This window comes from Mesorhizobium sanjuanii (assembly GCF_002529485.1).
Taxonomy (GTDB): Bacteria; Pseudomonadota; Alphaproteobacteria; order Rhizobiales; family Rhizobiaceae; genus Mesorhizobium; species Mesorhizobium sanjuanii.
Genome location: NZ_NWQG01000161.1, coordinates 23,664 through 40,400 on the forward strand (window position 1 = coordinate 23,664; position 16,737 = coordinate 40,400).

The 16,737-nt window shown below is 64.1% G+C and carries 12 protein-coding genes; 6 read left to right on the top strand and 6 right to left on the bottom strand.

Translation table 11 applies throughout. The features are described from left to right. Nucleotides 1-3 precede the first annotated feature (3 nt). From CN311_RS22365 to CN311_RS22390, 5 genes are all read right to left on the bottom strand, one after another. A complete protein-coding gene (locus CN311_RS22365; RefSeq protein WP_097575877.1) occupies nucleotides 4-744 on the bottom strand; it encodes an NUDIX hydrolase in 741 nt (246 codons plus the stop codon). A gap of 73 nt (nucleotides 745-817) precedes the next feature. After that, a complete protein-coding gene (locus tag CN311_RS22370; RefSeq protein ID WP_097575878.1) occupies nucleotides 818-1,270 on the bottom strand; it encodes a DUF983 domain-containing protein in 453 nt (150 codons plus the stop codon). Continuing rightward, nucleotides 1,270-3,582 carry a ribonuclease R gene (gene rnr, locus CN311_RS22375; protein ID WP_097575879.1) on the bottom strand — a complete coding sequence of 771 codons (2,313 nt, stop codon included), beginning with the start codon at nucleotides 3,580-3,582 and terminating at the stop codon, nucleotides 1,270-1,272. The genes CN311_RS22370 and rnr overlap by 1 nt, the downstream gene beginning before the upstream one ends. A 6-nt stretch (nucleotides 3,583-3,588) precedes the next feature. Beyond that, on the bottom strand, nucleotides 3,589-6,213 hold the full coding sequence (gene topA / locus CN311_RS22380; RefSeq protein WP_097575880.1) for a type I DNA topoisomerase: 2,625 nt from the start codon (nucleotides 6,211-6,213) through the stop codon (nucleotides 3,589-3,591). 368 nt (nucleotides 6,214-6,581) lie between these two features. Further along, the gene (locus tag CN311_RS22390) at nucleotides 6,582-6,959 is read right to left on the bottom strand and encodes a COG4315 family predicted lipoprotein (protein ID WP_097575882.1); all 378 of its coding nucleotides are present in this window, start codon (nucleotides 6,957-6,959) and stop codon (nucleotides 6,582-6,584) included. 227 nt (nucleotides 6,960-7,186) lie between these two features. Between CN311_RS22390 and CN311_RS22395 the strand changes: the two genes are divergently transcribed. The 4 genes from CN311_RS22395 to CN311_RS22410 all read left to right on the top strand — a co-directional run bounded on the left by CN311_RS22395 (nucleotide 7,187) and on the right by CN311_RS22410 (nucleotide 12,451). Continuing rightward, entirely contained in the window at nucleotides 7,187-7,933 is a 747-nt protein-coding gene (locus CN311_RS22395; RefSeq protein ID WP_097575887.1) for a cytochrome c biogenesis CcdA family protein, read from the top strand. 165 nt (nucleotides 7,934-8,098) lie between these two features. Further along, nucleotides 8,099-9,460, top strand: coding sequence for a bifunctional UDP-N-acetylglucosamine diphosphorylase/glucosamine-1-phosphate N-acetyltransferase GlmU (glmU, locus tag CN311_RS22400; RefSeq protein WP_097575883.1), 1,362 nt, complete (start codon nucleotides 8,099-8,101; stop codon nucleotides 9,458-9,460). A 306-nt stretch (nucleotides 9,461-9,766) separates the two neighbouring features. Next, complete coding sequence (glmS, locus tag CN311_RS22405; protein WP_097575884.1) at nucleotides 9,767-11,590, top strand: glutamine--fructose-6-phosphate transaminase (isomerizing); 1,824 nt, start codon at nucleotides 9,767-9,769, stop codon at nucleotides 11,588-11,590. 84 nt (nucleotides 11,591-11,674) lie between these two features. Continuing rightward, nucleotides 11,675-12,451 (top strand): DUF502 domain-containing protein, encoded by a 777-nt coding sequence (locus CN311_RS22410; RefSeq protein ID WP_097575885.1) that lies wholly within the window; start codon nucleotides 11,675-11,677, stop codon nucleotides 12,449-12,451. Here CN311_RS22410 and recG read toward each other — a convergent pair. Continuing rightward, complete coding sequence (recG, locus tag CN311_RS22415; protein WP_097575886.1) at nucleotides 12,403-14,511, bottom strand: ATP-dependent DNA helicase RecG; 2,109 nt, start codon at nucleotides 14,509-14,511, stop codon at nucleotides 12,403-12,405. The genes CN311_RS22410 and recG overlap by 49 nt on opposite strands. Nucleotides 14,512-14,603: 92 nt before the next feature. On the opposite strand from recG, the gene CN311_RS22420 reads away from it, so the two are divergent. Beyond that, nucleotides 14,604-14,891: an FAD assembly factor SdhE gene (locus CN311_RS22420; protein WP_097575888.1), complete on the top strand. Its 288-nt coding sequence runs from the start codon at nucleotides 14,604-14,606 to the stop codon at nucleotides 14,889-14,891. A gap of 13 nt (nucleotides 14,892-14,904) precedes the next feature. Next, nucleotides 14,905-16,737 (top strand): CarD family transcriptional regulator (locus tag CN311_RS22425; RefSeq protein ID WP_280954047.1); only part of this gene is annotated, 1,833 nt, incomplete at its 3' end.

Here is a 16,737-nt window from a genome sequence, read left to right on the forward strand (position 1 = left end):
ATGCTACAGGATTTCGCGGACAAAGCGATTGCGGACAGACCGGTAGAACGGCACGGAACCGCCAGGAAGCAGGAGCGGGTCATCGGCGAGCCGACGCTCCAGTTCCTCCAGCACCGTCCGCGTGATGTCTGGAACATCGGCCTCCCTGGCTTTGGCAAGCGGCAGCCAGACCAGTTCCTCCAGCTCGTTGGTCGGGCCGCCATCAGGCAGCTCGACGGCGACATCGCTGCGCCAGGCGCTGAAAAAGCGCGTATCGAAGCGGCGCACCCGGTTCGGCGGCGTGATGGCGCGTGCAATGAAACGCAGTGCGTCCAGCGAGGGTCTTACGCCGTGCTCGACAAAACCCTGCCAGTCACGCCTGGTCGTCGCCAAAGCGCCTTTCTGGCCGACAAGCAAGCCAGCCTCCTCATAGGTCTCGCGGATCGCCGAAAGCGCGATGGCGCGGGCGCGAGCCGGGCTGGTGCGGCCGAGGCCGGCAATGAGGCTCGCTTCATCCTTGGGGTGAAGGGCGGTGGCGACGGGAATATGGCTGTCGGCCGGATCGGTGCGGCCACCGGGAAAGACGAACTTCCCCGGCATGAAGGCGTGACGGGCGTGACGCCGGCCCATCAGCACCACGAGATCGTCGCCTTTGCGGTCGAGCAGGATCAGCGTCGCGGCATCACGCGGACGAATTGGCCTTGTGCCAAGTACAACCGCACTCCGCTCAACCTTGTCGATGTGCGCCTTGGTCATACCATCCATGCGCACGACCTAGCGGAATCTTCTGCCATGCGAAAGTGGCGTTCAGCCATCGCCGATTGCGCCAGTCTTTGTTTCAAGCCTCGGGATGAGATTCGATCCTGTCCTCTTCGCCACCGAAGCCGTGCATATAGAGTGCCCATTGCAGGCCGATGACAGCGCCCTTGACCGGCTGCAGCAGCGCGACCGCCAGGAGAATGGTCAGCGGCACCCAGATGGCGATATGTTGCCAGGTGGAGAGGGTAGAGGTCGCCTCGACACCCATGAAGGCGCCGAGCACGATGTGGCCGACGATGACGATCACCAGATAGGCGGGCAGGTCGTCAGCGCGGTGGTGATGAAGCTCTTCGCCACAGACGTCGCATTTGTCGACGGTCTTGGTGAAGGCGCGAAACAGCTTGCCCTCGCCGCAATGCGGGCAGCGGCCGAGCAGGCCACGCTTCATCGCCGTCCATAGCGGTCGGGCTGCCCGGCCCGAGTGATGTTCGCCGCCGAAAACCTGCGGTTCCATTCCCAGTTCTTTTGCCATTACCGTCTCCTGCCGCGCGGGCCTGGACGCGATTGCGACGCCCGGGCGCGGCCCTTGGCCTTGTGAAACGACCTTTTGGAGCCGGGCAGCGGCTTTGGGTCGGTCAGCATCTCGAAACGCATCGCGCCTGCCATGGGCGCCACCTCGACCAGGCGAACCTCGACGCGGTCGGCAAGCTGGTAGCCCTTGCCGGTACGTTCTCCGAAAAGCGATCGGGCAGTTTCATCGTATATATAGTAATCGCCGTCCAGACTTGACACCGGGATGAAACCATCCGCGCCAAACTGCGGCAATTGGACAAATAGTCCCGATTTGGTGACGCCGGAGATGCGCGCGTCGAAACGGTCGCCGACGCGCTCGGCGAGATAGGCGGCGATGAGCCGGTCGACCGTGTCGCGCTCGGCGGCCATGGCGCGCCGCTCGGTACCGGAAATCAGCACCGAAACCTCTTCCAGCCGTTCCGCCTCATTCTGCGTCAGCCCGCCCGCACCGAAGCCGAGCGCGGCAATCAGCCCGCGATGCACGATCAAGTCGGCATAGCGGCGGATCGGCGAGGTGAAATGCGCATAGCGTTTCAGGTTGAGGCCGAAATGGCCGATATTCTTGGGCGAGTATTCGGCCTGGCTTTGCGAGCGCAGCACCACTTCGTTGACCAGCCCTTCGTTGTCGGCACCGCTGACGCGCTCCAGAATGCCGTTGAACTGGGCTGGCCGCATCTGCGCGCCGCGCGCCAGCGACAGACCGAGCGTCTGCAGGAACTCGCGCAGCGATTCCTGTTTGGCGAGCGAGGGCGCGTCGTGGATGCGGTAGACCAGCGCCTGCCGCTTCGCCTCCAGCGTTTCGGCGGCCGCGACATTGGCCTGGATCATGAATTCCTCGATCAGCCTGTGGGCGTCGAGCCGCTCTGGCACGACGACGCGGTCGACGGTGCCGTCCTGCTTGAGCAGGATCTTGCGCTCCGGCAGGTCAAGTTCCAACGGTTGGCGTGTATCGCGGCCACGCTTGAGTATGGCGTAGGCATCCCATAACGGCTTCAGCACGGTGTCGAGGATCGGGCCGGTCTTGTCGTCGGGCGCGCCATCGATGGCGGCCTGCGCCTGCGGGTAGGCGAGCTTGGCCACCGATTTCATCATGACGCGGTGGAACGAATGCCTGAGCTTGTGACCATCAGCGGAGAAAGTCATGCGCACGGCCAGCGCCGGGCGGTCCTGGCCTTCGCGCAGCGAACACAGATCGTTGGAGATGCGCTCGGGCAGCATCGGCACGACGCGATCCGGGAAATAGACCGAATTGCCGCGCTTGAGCGCCTCGCGGTCGAGCGCCGTGCCGTAACGGATATAGGCGGCGACATCGGCAATCGCGACCGTCGCGATCACGCCGCCTGGGTTCTTCTCGTCAAGATCGGGTGTAGCAAAAACCGCGTCGTCATGATCCTTGGCGTCGGCCGGATCAATGGTGACCAGCGGCAGGTCGCGCCAGTCCTCGCGGCCGGCCAGCGTCGCAGGCTTGACCGCCTCGGCCTCGGCGATGACGTCCGCCGGAAAAATGTGCGGAATGTCGTGCGCATGGATGGCGATCATCGAGACCGCCTTCTCGCTGGTCAACGACCCCAGCACCGTCAGCACCTTGGCGCGGGGCAAACCGTAGCGGGAGGCCCGTGCCGGCTCGACTTCGACCAGGTCGCCATTCTTCGCGCCGTTCTGGAATTCCTTGTCGACGATCAGTTCGGGCTGGCGCCGTTCCACCGGCTCGATGCGGAAAGTACCGTCCTTCAGCACGCGAAAGACGCCGAGAACGGCCTCGGTGCGCTTTTCGAAGATCTTCATCACCCGCCCGGTATAGGCGGGGCCGCCCGGGGCGGCACCCGCATCGTCGGCCGGGAAGGTCTTGGCCAATACGCGGTCGCCGATGCCCGGCGCCGGGCCGCCGCGCGACACGCGGATGGCAACGATGGGAGGCTCGCCGCTACCCAGGGCTTCGGTCGGGCGCGCCAACAGCGCGCCGTCGCCGTCGCGGCCAAAAATGTCGAGCACGGCGACGTGGGGCAGGGCGCCGACGCGGGCGAGCCGCTTGCGCTCCCTGGTCAGCAGGCCCTCGTCCTGCAGGTCGCGAAGCATGTCCTTCAGCCAGATACGGTCCTCGCCGCGCAGCGCAAAGGCCTTGGCGATGTCGCGTTTACCGGAACGATCCGGATTTTCGGCGATGTAGCGCAAGATCTCATCGCGCGACGGCCGGTAGTCGTCCTTGACCTTGGCGCGTGTGTCGGCGGTGCGCGGATCGCCGTGGCTTCGTCCGGAGATCCCGCGCGCCACGCCGTCCTATCCTTTTTTCCTGGCGGCCGGCTTCTTGGCGGCCGTCTTCTTGGCCGCTGCCGGCTTGCCAGCCGATGCGGCCGCGCGGCGGAATGGCTTCTTGCCGCCGCCCTTGGCTTCCTTCTCGGCAATCAGCGCCAGCGCATCCTCGATGGTCACCGACTGCGGATCCTTGCCCTTGGGCAAGGTGGCATTGACCTTGCCGAAGTTCACGTAAGGCCCGTATTTGCCGTCGCGCACGACGATCTTGCCACCGCCGTCGGGATGGTCGCCAAGGTCTTTCAAGGCGGCGGGCGTGCCACCGTTGCGGCCGCCCGGGCCTTTCAACTGCTTCTCGGCGATCACCGACACGGCGCGGTTCAGGCCGATCGAGAACACCTCATCGATGCCTTCGAGATTGGCATAGGTGCCGTCATGCAGCACGAAGGGGCCGTAGCGTCCCAGACCAGCGGAGATCATCTTGCCGCTCTCCGGATGCTTGCCGACATCGCGCGGCAGCGCTAGCAGGGCAAGCGCCTTTTCGTGGTCGATGGATTCGACCGTCCAACCCTTGGGCAGGCTGGAGCGCTTGGCTTCCTTGCCATCGCCGCGCTGGATATAGGGGCCGAAACGGCCGCTGCGCAGCGTGATTTCCTCGGCCGTATACGGATCCTTGCCGAGCACCTTGGTGCCGTCCTCGCCATTGCCATTCTCGCCATTGGGATTGGCGGCATCGCCAAGCTGACGGGTAAACGAGCATTCGGGATAGTTCGAGCAGCCGACGAAGGCGCCGAACTTGCCGAGCTTCAGCGAGAGGTTGCCGGTGCCGCATTTCGGGCAGATGCGGGGGTTCGAACCGTCTTCCCGCGCCGGAAACACCAGCGGCGCCAGTTCCTCGTTCAAGGCATCGAGGACGTCGGTGACGCGCAACTCCTTGATGTCGGCGACAGCGCCGGAAAAATCCTTCCAGAAGTCGCGCAGCACGTCCTTCCAGGCGAGCTTGCCGTCGGAAATCTCGTCGAGCTTTTCCTCGAGCGATGCGGTGAAGTCATACTCGACATAGCGCTCGAAGAAGCTCTCGAGGAAGGCCGACAGCAGCCGGCCCTTGGCCTGCGGCACCAGCCTGCGCTTGTCGATGGTGACATAGTCGCGGTCCTCGAGCGTCTTCAAGATCGCCGTATAGGTCGAGGGACGGCCAATACCGAGCTCTTCCAGCTTCTTGATCAGCGACGCCTCGGAATAGCGCGGCGGCGGCTCGGTGGTGTGCTGGGTGGCGTTGATCGCCTCGCGGTCAAGCTTTTCGCCGGCGCGGATCTCGGGCAGGCGGCGGTTTTCCTCGTCTTCCGCATCCTCGTCCTTCTGGTCGGTGTAGGCGGCAATGAAGCCGTCGAAGCGGACGACGGAGCCGACGGCACGGAGTTCGGCGGTGCGGGCGCCGTTGACCGCCTCGATTTCGACCGTGGTGCGCTCGATCTCGGCCGGCTGCATCTGGCTGGCGATGGCGCGTTTCCAGATCATTTCGTAGAGCCGCGCCTGGTCGGCATCGAGATATTGCCTGACCGAAGCCGGCGTGCGCATGAAATCGGTCGGGCGGATCGCTTCGTGCGCTTCCTGGGCGTTCTTGGCCTTGGTCGTGTAAAGACGCGGCTTTTCGGGCAGGTATTTGGGGCCAAATTCCTTGGCGATCGCGTCGCGGGCGGCGTCGATCGCCTCCGGCGCCATTTGCACGCCGTCGGTTCGCATATAGGTGATCAGGCCTGCCGTCTCGCCGCCGATGTCCATGCCTTCATAGAGCCGTTGCGCCACCTGCATGGTGCGGGTGGCCGAAAAGCCAAGGCGCGAGGAGGCGGCCTGCTGCAGTGTCGAGGTGGTGAAAGGCGGACCGGGATTGCGCTTGGTCGGCTTGGCTTCGACGGAGAGTGCCTTGAAGACGGCGCCTTCCAGCATCGCCTTGATGTCGTCGGCCTGCTCCTTGTTGGCGATGTCGAGTTTTTGCAGCTTCTTGCGCTCGAAAGCAGTCAGCCGCGCCTCGAAACTCTCGTTGCGCGGCGTGCCGAGGATGGCGGCGATCTGCCAATATTCCTCGCGGATGAAGCGCTCGATCTCCGATTCGCGATCGCTGACCAGACGCAACGCTACGGACTGGACGCGCCCGGCCGAGCGTGCGCCCGGCAGCTTGCGCCACAGAACGGGCGACAGCGTGAAGCCGACGAGATAGTCGAGCGCGCGACGGGCGAGATAGGCATCGACCAGCGGCGCGTCGATCTGGCGCGGGTTGGCCATCGCCTCCAGCACCGACGATTTGGTGATGGCGTTGAAGACGACACGGCTGACCGGCTTGTCCTTGAGCGCGCGCTTCTGCTTCAGCACTTCCAGAACATGCCAGGAGATGGCCTCGCCCTCGCGATCCGGGTCGGTGGCCAGGATCAGGCCATCGGCGTCCTTGACCGCCTTGGCGATGTCGGCCAGGCGCTTGCCCGAGGCGGTGTCGACGGCCCAGGACATGGCAAAGTCCTCATCCGGGCGCACCGAGCCGTCCTTGGCCGGAAGATCGCGGACATGACCGAACGAGGCCAGAACCTTGTAGTTCTTGCCGAGGTACTTGTTGATTGTCTTCGCCTTGGCCGGCGATTCGACGACGACGACGTCCATGAGGTCTCATATCAGTTGTGATGCGGCAGAAGAATTCCGCTGCGCGCGACGAAATCTCGCATAATTTGTCGCTCACATGGCCGCGCTTTTGCATCCGGTCAAGGGCAAGCCGTCAAAATGCGGGGATGCCCGCGGTAATACACTCTTAGAGTGTATGATGGAAATCACAGAATTCCGGCTGGTGGCGATGGCGCCGCCCCGGTCGCCGAAACGACCTGGAATTCCCAGCGAGTCGAGGAAGAACCGGCCGGAATGCCGCGCCGGGGGACGGGCGACACGGTCCACAAACAGAAGCCGGCCGCCGGCTGCATGGTGATGCCCGGCGACCGGCATGTCCCGCCAGCGGGCGGGAAGCCGCATTGAGGCCTCTAGTCGGCCTTGGCGATATGCCAGACGTCGCCGACGCCGTCTCCGGTGACATCGCCGGCCTTCTTGTCCTTGATGAACGTATAGAGGGGCTTGCCGTCATAGGCCCACATCTTGGTTCCGTCGGTGCGGTCGACGACTGTCCATTCGCCCTCGGCCTTGGCGTCGGCCTCCGCCTTGAGCGGCGGCCAGTTGGTGGCGCATTTGTCGTAGCAGTTCGACTTGCCCTTCTCGTCCTTGTCATAGGTGTAGAGTGTCATGCCGTTGGCGTCGGTATAGATCTTGGCGCCTCCGACGTCGGCTTCCTTCCAAGCTTCGGCGGCATGGGACGCGGCGGTGGCGAGCAAAAGCACCGCCAGCCCGACTGTGATCGTTTTCATGGGAATCTCCTCGGGTAATTCAAAGAAACGCGCGGGAAATCGCGGCCTCTCGCCAGTCAACGCTGCCTGCCCGAGCTTTCTTCCCGCAATTCTGTTGGCCAGGTCTTTGGCGGCAAGGCGACGACTTGCCACGCGATGGTGATTGGCGGACCGACGCGGTCGCGGCTATATGGCAGCGCAAACACAAGCGGCGGAAATACAGGCGGCGCAAACACAGGGAGACTGAAGTGGCACTGGACATCGGCTATGTCAGCGCGATCGGGGCGGGGGCGATCTCGTTCCTGTCGCCTTGCGTGTTGCCGCTGGTGCCGCCCTATCTCTGCTATATGGCCGGCGTCTCTGTCGACGATTTCCGTGGCGAGACCGGCCTGACGGCGCGCGAAGGCACGCGAGGCGCGCTGCTTTTCTCCTCGATCGCCTTCGTGCTCGGCTTTTCCACCGTCTTCGTCTCGCTTGGCGCCGGCGCCTCGACCATCGGCCATTGGCTGCGTGTCTGGCAGGAACCGCTGGCGATGGCCGCCGGCGTGCTCATCATCCTGATGGGGTTGAATTTCCTCGGCATATTGCGCATCCCGCTCTTGTCGCGGGAGGCGCGTTTCCAGTCGCAGGGCAAGCCGGCCAGTGTCGTTGCCGCCTATGTCATGGGGCTGGCCTTCGCCTTCGGCTGGACGCCTTGCATCGGACCGGTGCTGGGGCCGATCCTGACGCTGGCCGGCGGCCGCGAGACTGTGGGCGAGGGCGCGGCTCTGCTTGCCGCCTATTCGCTCGGCCTCGGCATACCGTTCCTGATCGCGGCGCTGTTTTCCGGCGCTTTCATGCGCTTCCTCGGAAAGTTCCGCGTCCATCTCGGCCGTGTCGAGAGGGCCATCGGCGCGCTGCTGGTCGTCGCCGGTATCTTTTTCCTCACCGGTGGCGTCCAGGCCGCGTCCTACTGGTTGCTGGAGAATTTCCCGGTGCTGGGGCAGTTGGGGTAGGTCGCCCAGATGCAGGCCCTTGCCAGCGCGTTGGATTGACCTTTAGACCTACTGGTTAAAAGTCAGTTGCTCGACCATCTCACCGGAATTTAACCGCATTGGTGCAGCATGGCGCCAATGCTAGATAGTCCCGATTCCTGATCCCTTTCATACGGTTGTCCTTCCATGAGCCAGAGATCCTGCCTGTCCGTCATCCTTGCCGCCGGCGAAGGGACGCGCATGAAGAGTGCGCTGCCCAAGGTGCTCCATAAAATCGCAGGCCTGCCGATGGTCGCCCATGTCGTGAAGGCGGCCGAGGCTGCCGGCGCCGGCGATCAGGCGCTGGTCATCGGCCACGGGGCGGAGGAAATGCGCAAGGCGGCGCAGAAATTCGCGCCGAAGGCCGAGTGCTTCGTGCAGGAGAAACGGCTCGGTACGGCACATGCGGTGCTTGCGGCTCGCGATGCGATATCAAGAGGTTACGACGATATTCTCGTCATGTTTGGTGATACGCCGCTGATCGATCCGGCGGTACTGATCGCCGCGCGCCTGAAGCTGGCAAAAGGCGCCGCCGTGGTCGTCATCGGCTTCCGCCCGCCCAGCCCTGCCGGCTATGGCCGCCTGATCGAAAAGGCCGGCAAGCTCATGGCCATCCGCGAGGAGAAGGATTGCACCGACGAGGAGAAGAAGATCACCTTCTGCAATGCCGGGATGATGGCGATCGCCGGCAAGCAGGCGCTGAAGCTGCTAGAGGCCGTCGGCCACCACAACGCCAAGGGCGAATATTATCTTACCGACATTGTCGAGATCGCCGCCGCGCAGGACCTTGAAGTCGTTGCCTCGCAGGCCAGTTTCGAGAATGCGCTCGGCATCAACAACCGCGCCGAACTGGCGCAAGCCGAAGGTATCTGGCAGACGCGTCGGCGTCGCGAGGCGATGCTGTCGGGCGTCACGCTGATTGCGCCGGAAACCGTGTTCTTCTCGCACGACACCGAAATCGGCGCCGATACGGTCGTCGAGCCCAATGTCTGGTTCGGGCCGGGGGTGACGATCGCCACGGGTGCGAAGATCCATGCCTTCAGCCATATCGAAGGCGCTACGATCGCCTCGAATTGCGATGTCGGTCCGTTCGCCCGGCTGCGGCCCGGCGCCGACCTGAGGCAAAAGGCCAAGGTCGGCAATTTCTGCGAGGTCAAGCAGGCTGTTATCGAGGAGGGTGCCAAGGTCAATCACCTGACCTATATCGGCGATGCCCGCATCGGCGCCGGCGCCAATATCGGCGCCGGCACCATCACCTGCAACTATGACGGCTATTCGAAATTCTTCACCGATATCGGCGAAGGGGCCTTCATCGGCTCGAACTCCTCGCTGGTGGCGCCGGTCACGATCGGCAAGGGCGGCTACATCGCCTCGGGCAGCGTGATCACCGAAGACGTGGCCGAGGACGCGCTGGCCTTCGGCCGCGCCCGCCAGAGGTCGCTGGCCGGCAAGGGCAAGGAATTGCGCGAGCGTTTTGCCTCGGCCGCGGCGGCCCGCAAAAAAGGCTAGCCTCGGGGACATTCGTGACAGTTCAGTTTCGCCGAAACCGCCTCGTTGAGGTACTATCACGCCGATTATTCGTCCGTGGATCGCGTCATGTCTTTGACGGATTTCAGGAACTGCCGAGGCAGATAGGGTAGGACACGGAGAAACCGAGAGATCGCGGTAACCGGATTGCAAGGGCGCCGTGTCATGGTGCATTTGTACAAGAACAGTTCCGGCTGATACGGGACGAAACGCAATGTGATTTTCGAGGTAGCCCGGCGATCCCTAAATAGCGCTGGGTTTCCGCGGGCAATCGGGGGGCAAACGGCAATGTGCGGTATCGTTGGAATTGTCGGTCATTCGCCGGTGGCGCCGCTCATCGTCGATGCGTTGAAACGGCTGGAATATCGCGGCTATGATTCGGCCGGCGTCGCCACCGTCGAGCATGGCCGGCTCGGACGCCGCCGCGCCGAAGGCAAGCTGATCAATCTCGAGCGCCGGCTGAAGGAAGAACCGCTCGACGGCACGATCGGCATCGGCCACACGCGCTGGGCGACGCATGGCGTGCCGAACGAAACCAACGCGCATCCGCATTTTTCAGACGGAGTCGCCATCGTTCACAACGGCATCATCGAGAATTTCGCCGAATTGCGCGACGAACTGATGCGTGACGGCTACACATTTTCCTCGCAAACCGACACCGAGGTCGTCGCGCACCTGGTGGCGCGCGAACTGGCAAAGGGCTTGAAGCCAGTCGAGGCCGCGCACCAGGCGCTGAAGCGGCTGGAAGGCGCCTTCGCGCTGGCGATCATGTTCAAAGGCGACGAGGACCTGATCGTTGGCGCGCGCAACGGTCCGCCGCTGGCAGTCGGCCATGGCGATGGCGAGATGTACCTCGGCTCCGACGCCATCGCGCTTGCCCCGTTCACCAATTCGATCACCTATCTGGAGGATGGCGACTGGGCGGTGGTGCGCCGCAACGAGATTGCCATCTTCGACATGGAGGGCAACAAGGTCGACCGCAAGCGCCAGCAGTCGCTCAGCACGTCCTTCATGGTCGACAAGGGCAACCGGCGCCATTTCATGGAAAAGGAAATCCATGAGCAGCCCGAAGTCATCTCGCACACGCTGGCGCATTATGTCGATTTCGTCGGTGGCGTCTCGAAGCCGCTCGACCTGCCTTTTGACTTTGCCAAGATCGACCGGCTGGCGATTTCGGCCTGCGGCACCGCCTATCTGGCCGGCCTGATCAGCAAATACTGGTTCGAGCGTTATGCGCGGCTGCCGGTCGACATCGATGTGGCCTCGGAATTCCGCTACCGCGAAATGCCGCTGTCGAAGAACGACGCCGCCTTTTTCATCTCGCAATCGGGTGAGACCGCCGACACGCTGGCCTCGCTGCGCTATTGCCGCAAGGCCGGGATGAAGATCGGCGCGGTCGTCAATGTGCGCGAATCGACGATGGCGCGCGAATCCGACGTTATCTTGCCGACGCTGGCCGGACCGGAGATCGGCGTCGCCTCGACCAAGGCCTTCACCTGTCAGTTATCGGTGCTGGCCTCGCTTGCCGTGCGGGCCGGGGCGGCGCGCGGAACGCTTTCGCGCGAACAGGAAAAGAAGCTGGTGCGCGAACTGTCCGAGGCGCCGCGCTATGCCAACCAGGTGCTGAAGCTCGACGGGCAGATCGAACAGATTTCGCGCGAACTGTCACGCTACAGCGATGTGCTCTATCTCGGCCGCGACACCAATTTTCCGCTGGCCATGGAAGGCGCGCTGAAACTCAAGGAAATCTCCTATATCCATGCGGAGGGCTATGCCGCGGGCGAGCTGAAGCACGGGCCGATCGCGCTGATCGACGAGAACATGCCAGTGATCGTGATCGCCCCGCATGACCGCATCTTCGAAAAGACCGTTTCGAACATGCAGGAAGTGGCGGCGCGCGGCGGCAAGATCATCCTGATCACCGACAGCAAGGGCGCCGCGCAATCCAGCGTCAAGACGATGGAGACGATCATCCTGCCCGACGTGCCGGAAATCATCTCGCCGATCATCTACGCGCTGCCGATCCAGATGCTCGCCTATTTCACCGCCGTGTTCATGGGCACGGACGTCGACCAACCGCGCAATCTGGCGAAATCGGTGACGGTGGAATAGGGCGTCGTTTAAAAACTTCGCAATTCCAAAGCGTCTTCCGGTTCACTAGTGTTGCGTTGCAAACAGTGCGCGGCGCGGTGGACTATGTCGGATGCTCTCAAGACCTCGGGCATGACCCGGTTGAGGAACTATTTCCTGACCGGCTTCATCGTCTGCGCGCCGCTTGCGATCACCGCCTACATCGCCTGGTCCTTCATCGGCTGGGTCGATTCCTGGGTGAAACCCTATATTCCGGCGCGCTACAGCCCCGACACCTATCTGCCGTTTCCGGTTCCCGGCTTCGGGCTGATCGTCGCCTTGATCCTCATCACCCTGATCGGTTTCATGACGGCAAACATCGTTGGCCGCGCCATCGTCAATTTCGGCGAGCGCCTGCTCGGCCGCATGCCGTTGGTGCGCGGCATCTACGGCTCGCTGAAGCAGATCTTCCAGACCGTGCTGTCGAACAAGGGCGACATGTTCCGGCAGGTCGGCCTGGTCGAATATCCACGCAAGGGCGTCTGGTCGCTGGTTTTCGTCGCCAGCGAGAAGGAGACAGAGATCAACCAGAAGCTCGACCAGGAGGGCGATCCGCTGGTCGCCGTATTCATGCCCTGCACGCCGAACCCGACCACCGGCTTCCTCATGTATGTGCCGAAATCCGACATCGTGCTGCTCGACATGACGATCGAGGACGGCGCCAAGCTGATCGTCTCGGCAGGGTTGGTGGCGCCGGAGGTCAAGACCAAGATGGTGACGTTGAACGGCGGGCGGATTGAAGGCCCGCTTGCCAATCCGCCAATCGGAGCCGGGCCATCTGTCGGTGCCGGACATCAGCCGGCGCGCAGCAGCCGCACCGCCTCGTCACGGCCGAACAGATAAAGCAGCAGCCGTAGGGCTGAGCCGCGTTCGGATTGCAATTCCGGATCGCGCGACAGGATCAGGCGCGCGTCATCGCGGGCGGCTTCAAGCAGGTCGGCATGCACCTCGATGCGCGCCACCTGGAAGCCCGGCGTGCCGGACTGGCGGGTGCCCAGCAATTCGCCTTCGCCGCGCAGTTTCAGGTCCTCCTCGGCGATGCGGAAGCCGTCCTCGGTCTCGCGCATTACGGACAGCCGGCGTTTTGCCGTCTCGCCGAGCGGATCCTTATAGAGGAGCACGCAGGAGGACTTGATATCGCCGCGCCCGACCCGGCCGCGCAGCTGGTGCAACTGGGCAAGCCCGAAACGCTCGGCGTGTTCGATGACCATGATCGTCGCATCGGGCACGTCGACGCCGACCTCGATGACCGTGGTGGCGATCAGGATGCGTGTTTCGCCCTGCTTGAAGGCGCGCATCGCCTCGTCCTTGTCAGCGCCCTTCATGCGGCCATGCACGAGGCCGATCCGGTCGCCGAACAACGGCTTCAGCGCCGCAAAGCGGTCCTCCGCCGACATCAGCTTGATTTCCTCGGATTCCTCGACCAGCGGACAGATCCAGTAGATCTTCTGCCCGTCGGCAACGGCGTCAAGCATGCGGCCGATGAGTTCGTCCAGCCGTTCCAGCGGCAAGGTGACGGTGCGGATCGGCTGGCGGCCGGCCGGTTTTTCGGTCAGTTTCGACACATCCATGTCGCCGAAGGCGGTCAGTACCAGCGTGCGTGGGATCGGCGTCGCCGTCATCACCAGCATGTCGGGGGCGTCGCCCTTGGCGGTGATGGCAAGGCGTTGATGGACGCCGAAGCGGTGCTGTTCGTCGACGACGGCGAAGACGAGATCGTGAAAGGTCACGGTTTCCTGGAACAGCGCATGGGTGCCGACGACGATGTCGATCTCGCCGCTGGCGAGGCCGGCCAGCGTATCGGCGCGTTCGCGGCCCTTTTCGCGACCGGTGAGGATGGCGACGCGCAAACCGGCGCGCTCAGCCAGAGGTGTGATCGTTGCAAGATGCTGGCGCGCCAGGATTTCGGTCGGCGCCATCAAGGCCGCCTGACCGCCGGCCTCGACGGCGCGCGCCATCGCAAGCAGTGCCACCACCGTCTTGCCGGAGCCGACATCGCCCTGCAAAAGCCGCAGCATGCGTTCGGGGTCGGCGAGATCGGCGTTGATCTCGGCGAGCGCGAATTCCTGGCTAGCAGTCAGCGAATAGGGCAGGGCCGCGCGCAGCTTGTCGACGATGCGGCCGTCGCCGATCAGCGGCCTGCCGGACAGGCGGCGGACTTTAGCCCGCACCAGCGCCAGCGATACCTGGCCGGCCAGTAACTCGTCATAGGCAAGCCGCCGCCACGCCGGCCCCTCGATGGCGACATCGATCGGGTCCGCCGGATAGTGAACGCGGGCGAGTGCGTCACCGAAGGCTGGGAAAGTCTGGCGGCGCATGAACGCCTCATCCTGCCATTCCGGCAGCTCCGGTAGACGGCCGAGCGCCTGGCCGATCGCCCGGCGCAATACCTTGCCGGAGAGACCGGCAGTCAGCGGATAGACCGGTTCGACCAGCGGCAGGTTTTCGGCGTCATTGGCCAGCGCGATATGGTCGGGATGGACCATGGTCGGGCGGCCGTTGAACCATTCCATGCGGCCGGAGACCACGACATGCTCGCCTTCGGGCATTGCTTTTTCAAGGTAGGTGGCGTGCGCATGGAAGAAGGTCAGCGCGATCTCGCCGGTGTCATCATGAGCGTAGACCCGGTACGGCACCGACCTGTTGCCGCGCGGCGGCGGCTGGTGGCGGTCGATGCGCACATCGAGGGTGACGATGGCGCCCGCCGGCGCCAGCGCTATGCCCGGCCGGTTGCGGCGGTCGATGACGGTGTTGGGCAGCACGAACAAGAGGTCGCCGGCGCGCGCGGCGCGGTCGCCAAGATCGGCGGCCACCACTTTCTCGATCAGCGCGCCTACCTTCGGCCCGACGCCGGCAAGCGAGGTGATCGGGACGAACAACGGATCGAGGATGGAAGGACGCATGATGTCAGCTTATGTCGCGACAGCCGCAGCGCAAGGCTGACACCGTCCTCTATCCACGCTATATGCGCCGCGACAGGCAAGGATGCGGCACCATGACGGGAACGAGACGATCAAGCGAGGGGCTCGATGCTCGTCGCCGCAAGCTTCTGTTCCGCTCCTGGCATCGTGGCATGCGCGAGATGGACCTCATCCTCGGTGGCTTCGCCGATGCCGAGATCGGCGCCTTGACCGGCGACGAAATCGACCAATATGAGAGGCTCCTCGACATTCCCGACACCGAATTCCTGCCCATGGTCACCGGCGAACGCCCGGTTCCACCCGACATCGACTGTGCCGTCCTGCAAAAGATCCTGGCGTCCCGCCGGGCAATGAATTTCTGAAAACGTTGAATCCATGAGCCTGATCCCCACAATCGGCCTGCCCAAGGGTCGCGCCGGCCAGTTCATCGTCGACGGCGTCGCCGATGGCTATGAAGCGTTTGCACTGGTGCAGGCGGCGCACGAGATCGCGCCGGACAAGCCGGTGCTGTTCGTGGCGCGCGATGGCCAGCGGCTGCCGGCGATCACCGAAGCGCTGGCCTTTGCCGCGCCCGGCCTGCCGGTGCTGGAATTGCCGGCCTGGGACTGCTTGCCCTATGACCGCGTTTCTCCAGGCGCGGATGCCGCAGCCAGGCGGCTCGATGCATTGACGGCGATGATTGCGCTGGCGAAGAAACCGCACCGCGCGGTCATCCTGACGACCGCCAATGCGCTGTTGCAGCGCATTCCGCCGGCGGAGTTGGTGGAAGCGCAGACCTTCCACGCCAGGCCGGGCAACCAGATCGACATGAACGCGCTGGTGTCGCGGCTGGAGACTTCGGGCTTCGAGCGGGTGCCGACCGTGCGCGGCGTCGGTGAATTCGCGGTTCGCGGCGGCATTCTTGACCTGTTCGCGCCCGGCTGGACGGAAGCATTGCGGCTCGATTTCTTCGGGGACACGCTGGAATCGATCCGCGTCTTCGATGCCGCCACGCAACGCACCACCGGCCAGCGCAAATCGATGGCGCTGCAGGCGATGAGCGAAGTGGCGCTGACGCCCGAGACCATCAGCCGCTTCCGCCGCTCCTATATCGAAGCCTTCGGCGCGCCCCAACGCGACGACGGGCTCTACGCCGCGGTCAGCGAGGGACGGCGCTTTGCCGGCATGGAACACTGGCTGCCCTTCTTCTACGAGCGGCTGGAGACGGTATTCGACTATCTGCCGGATGCGCCTGTCGTCTTCGATCATCTGGCGCATGAGGCGCTGGCGGAACGCCATACGCTGATCCTCGATCACTATGAGGCGCGCCGGAAACAGGCCGACGGCGCGCTGAAGGACGCCGTGCCCTACAAGCCGGTGCCGCCAGATCTGCTTTTTCTCTCGCCGGAGAACCTGATCGCCTCGCTCGGTCCGCGCGAAGCGATCGACTTCACCGCCTTCGATGCGCCGGATGCCGGCGCCAAGAAGGTCTACCACGCCGGATCGCGGCATGGCCGCAGCTTCGTCGAGGAGCGCGCCGACCCCAGCATCAATGTCTTCGACGTCGTCGTGAAGCACATCGGCGACGAGCGCGCCGCGCGTCGCCGCGTCGTCATCGCCGGCTGGACCGAAGGCTCGCTCGACCGGCTCGGCCAGATCCTTGCCGAGCATCATCTTGGCAACCTCACGCCAGTCGCCACGCTGGCCGAGGCGGAAAAGCTGGAACCGGGGCAGGCGGCCCTTGCCGTGCTGCCGCTCGAATCCGGTTTCGAGACCGAAAAACTGGTCGTCGTCGCCGAGCAGGACATTCTGGGCGACCGGCTGATCCGGCGCTCGAAGCGCAAGAAGCGCGCTTCCGACTTCATCGCCGAGGCTTCATCGCTGTCCTCCGGCGACATCGTCGTGCATACCGATCACGGCATCGGCCGCTTCATCGGCCTGCGCACCATCGAAGCTGTCGGCGCGCCGCATGACTGCCTCGAAATCCACTATGCCGGCGACGACCGGCTGTTCCTGCCGGTGGAAAACATCGAGCTTCTGTCGCGCTACGGCTCGGATTCGGCCGAAGCGACATTGGACAAGCTCGGCGGCGGCGCCTGGCAGTCGCGCAAGGCGCGGCTGAAACGGCGACTTCTCGACATGGCCGGACAGTTGATCCGCATCGCCGCAGAGCGGCAGATGCGCGCGGCACCCGCTTTGGTGCCGGCGGATGGGCTCTATGGCGAGTTT

Coding starts and splice junctions, on each gene's coding strand:
- CN311_RS22370 (WP_097575878.1), bottom strand. CDS start 1,270: ATGGCAAAAGAACTGGGAATGGAACCGCAGGTTTTCGGCGGCGAACAT.
- CN311_RS22390 (WP_097575882.1), bottom strand. CDS start 6,959: ATGAAAACGATCACAGTCGGGCTGGCGGTGCTTTTGCTCGCCACCGCC.
- recG (WP_097575886.1), bottom strand. CDS start 14,511: ATGCGTCCTTCCATCCTCGATCCGTTGTTCGTCCCGATCACCTCGCTT.
- glmU (WP_097575883.1), top strand. CDS start 8,099: ATGAGCCAGAGATCCTGCCTGTCCGTCATCCTTGCCGCCGGCGAAGGG.
- glmS (WP_097575884.1), top strand. CDS start 9,767: ATGTGCGGTATCGTTGGAATTGTCGGTCATTCGCCGGTGGCGCCGCTC.
- topA (WP_097575880.1), bottom strand. CDS start 6,213: ATGGACGTCGTCGTCGTCGAATCGCCGGCCAAGGCGAAGACAATCAAC.
- CN311_RS22420 (WP_097575888.1), top strand. CDS start 14,604: ATGACGGGAACGAGACGATCAAGCGAGGGGCTCGATGCTCGTCGCCGC.
- CN311_RS22365 (WP_097575877.1), bottom strand. CDS start 744: ATGGATGGTATGACCAAGGCGCACATCGACAAGGTTGAGCGGAGTGCG.
- CN311_RS22410 (WP_097575885.1), top strand. CDS start 11,675: ATGTCGGATGCTCTCAAGACCTCGGGCATGACCCGGTTGAGGAACTAT.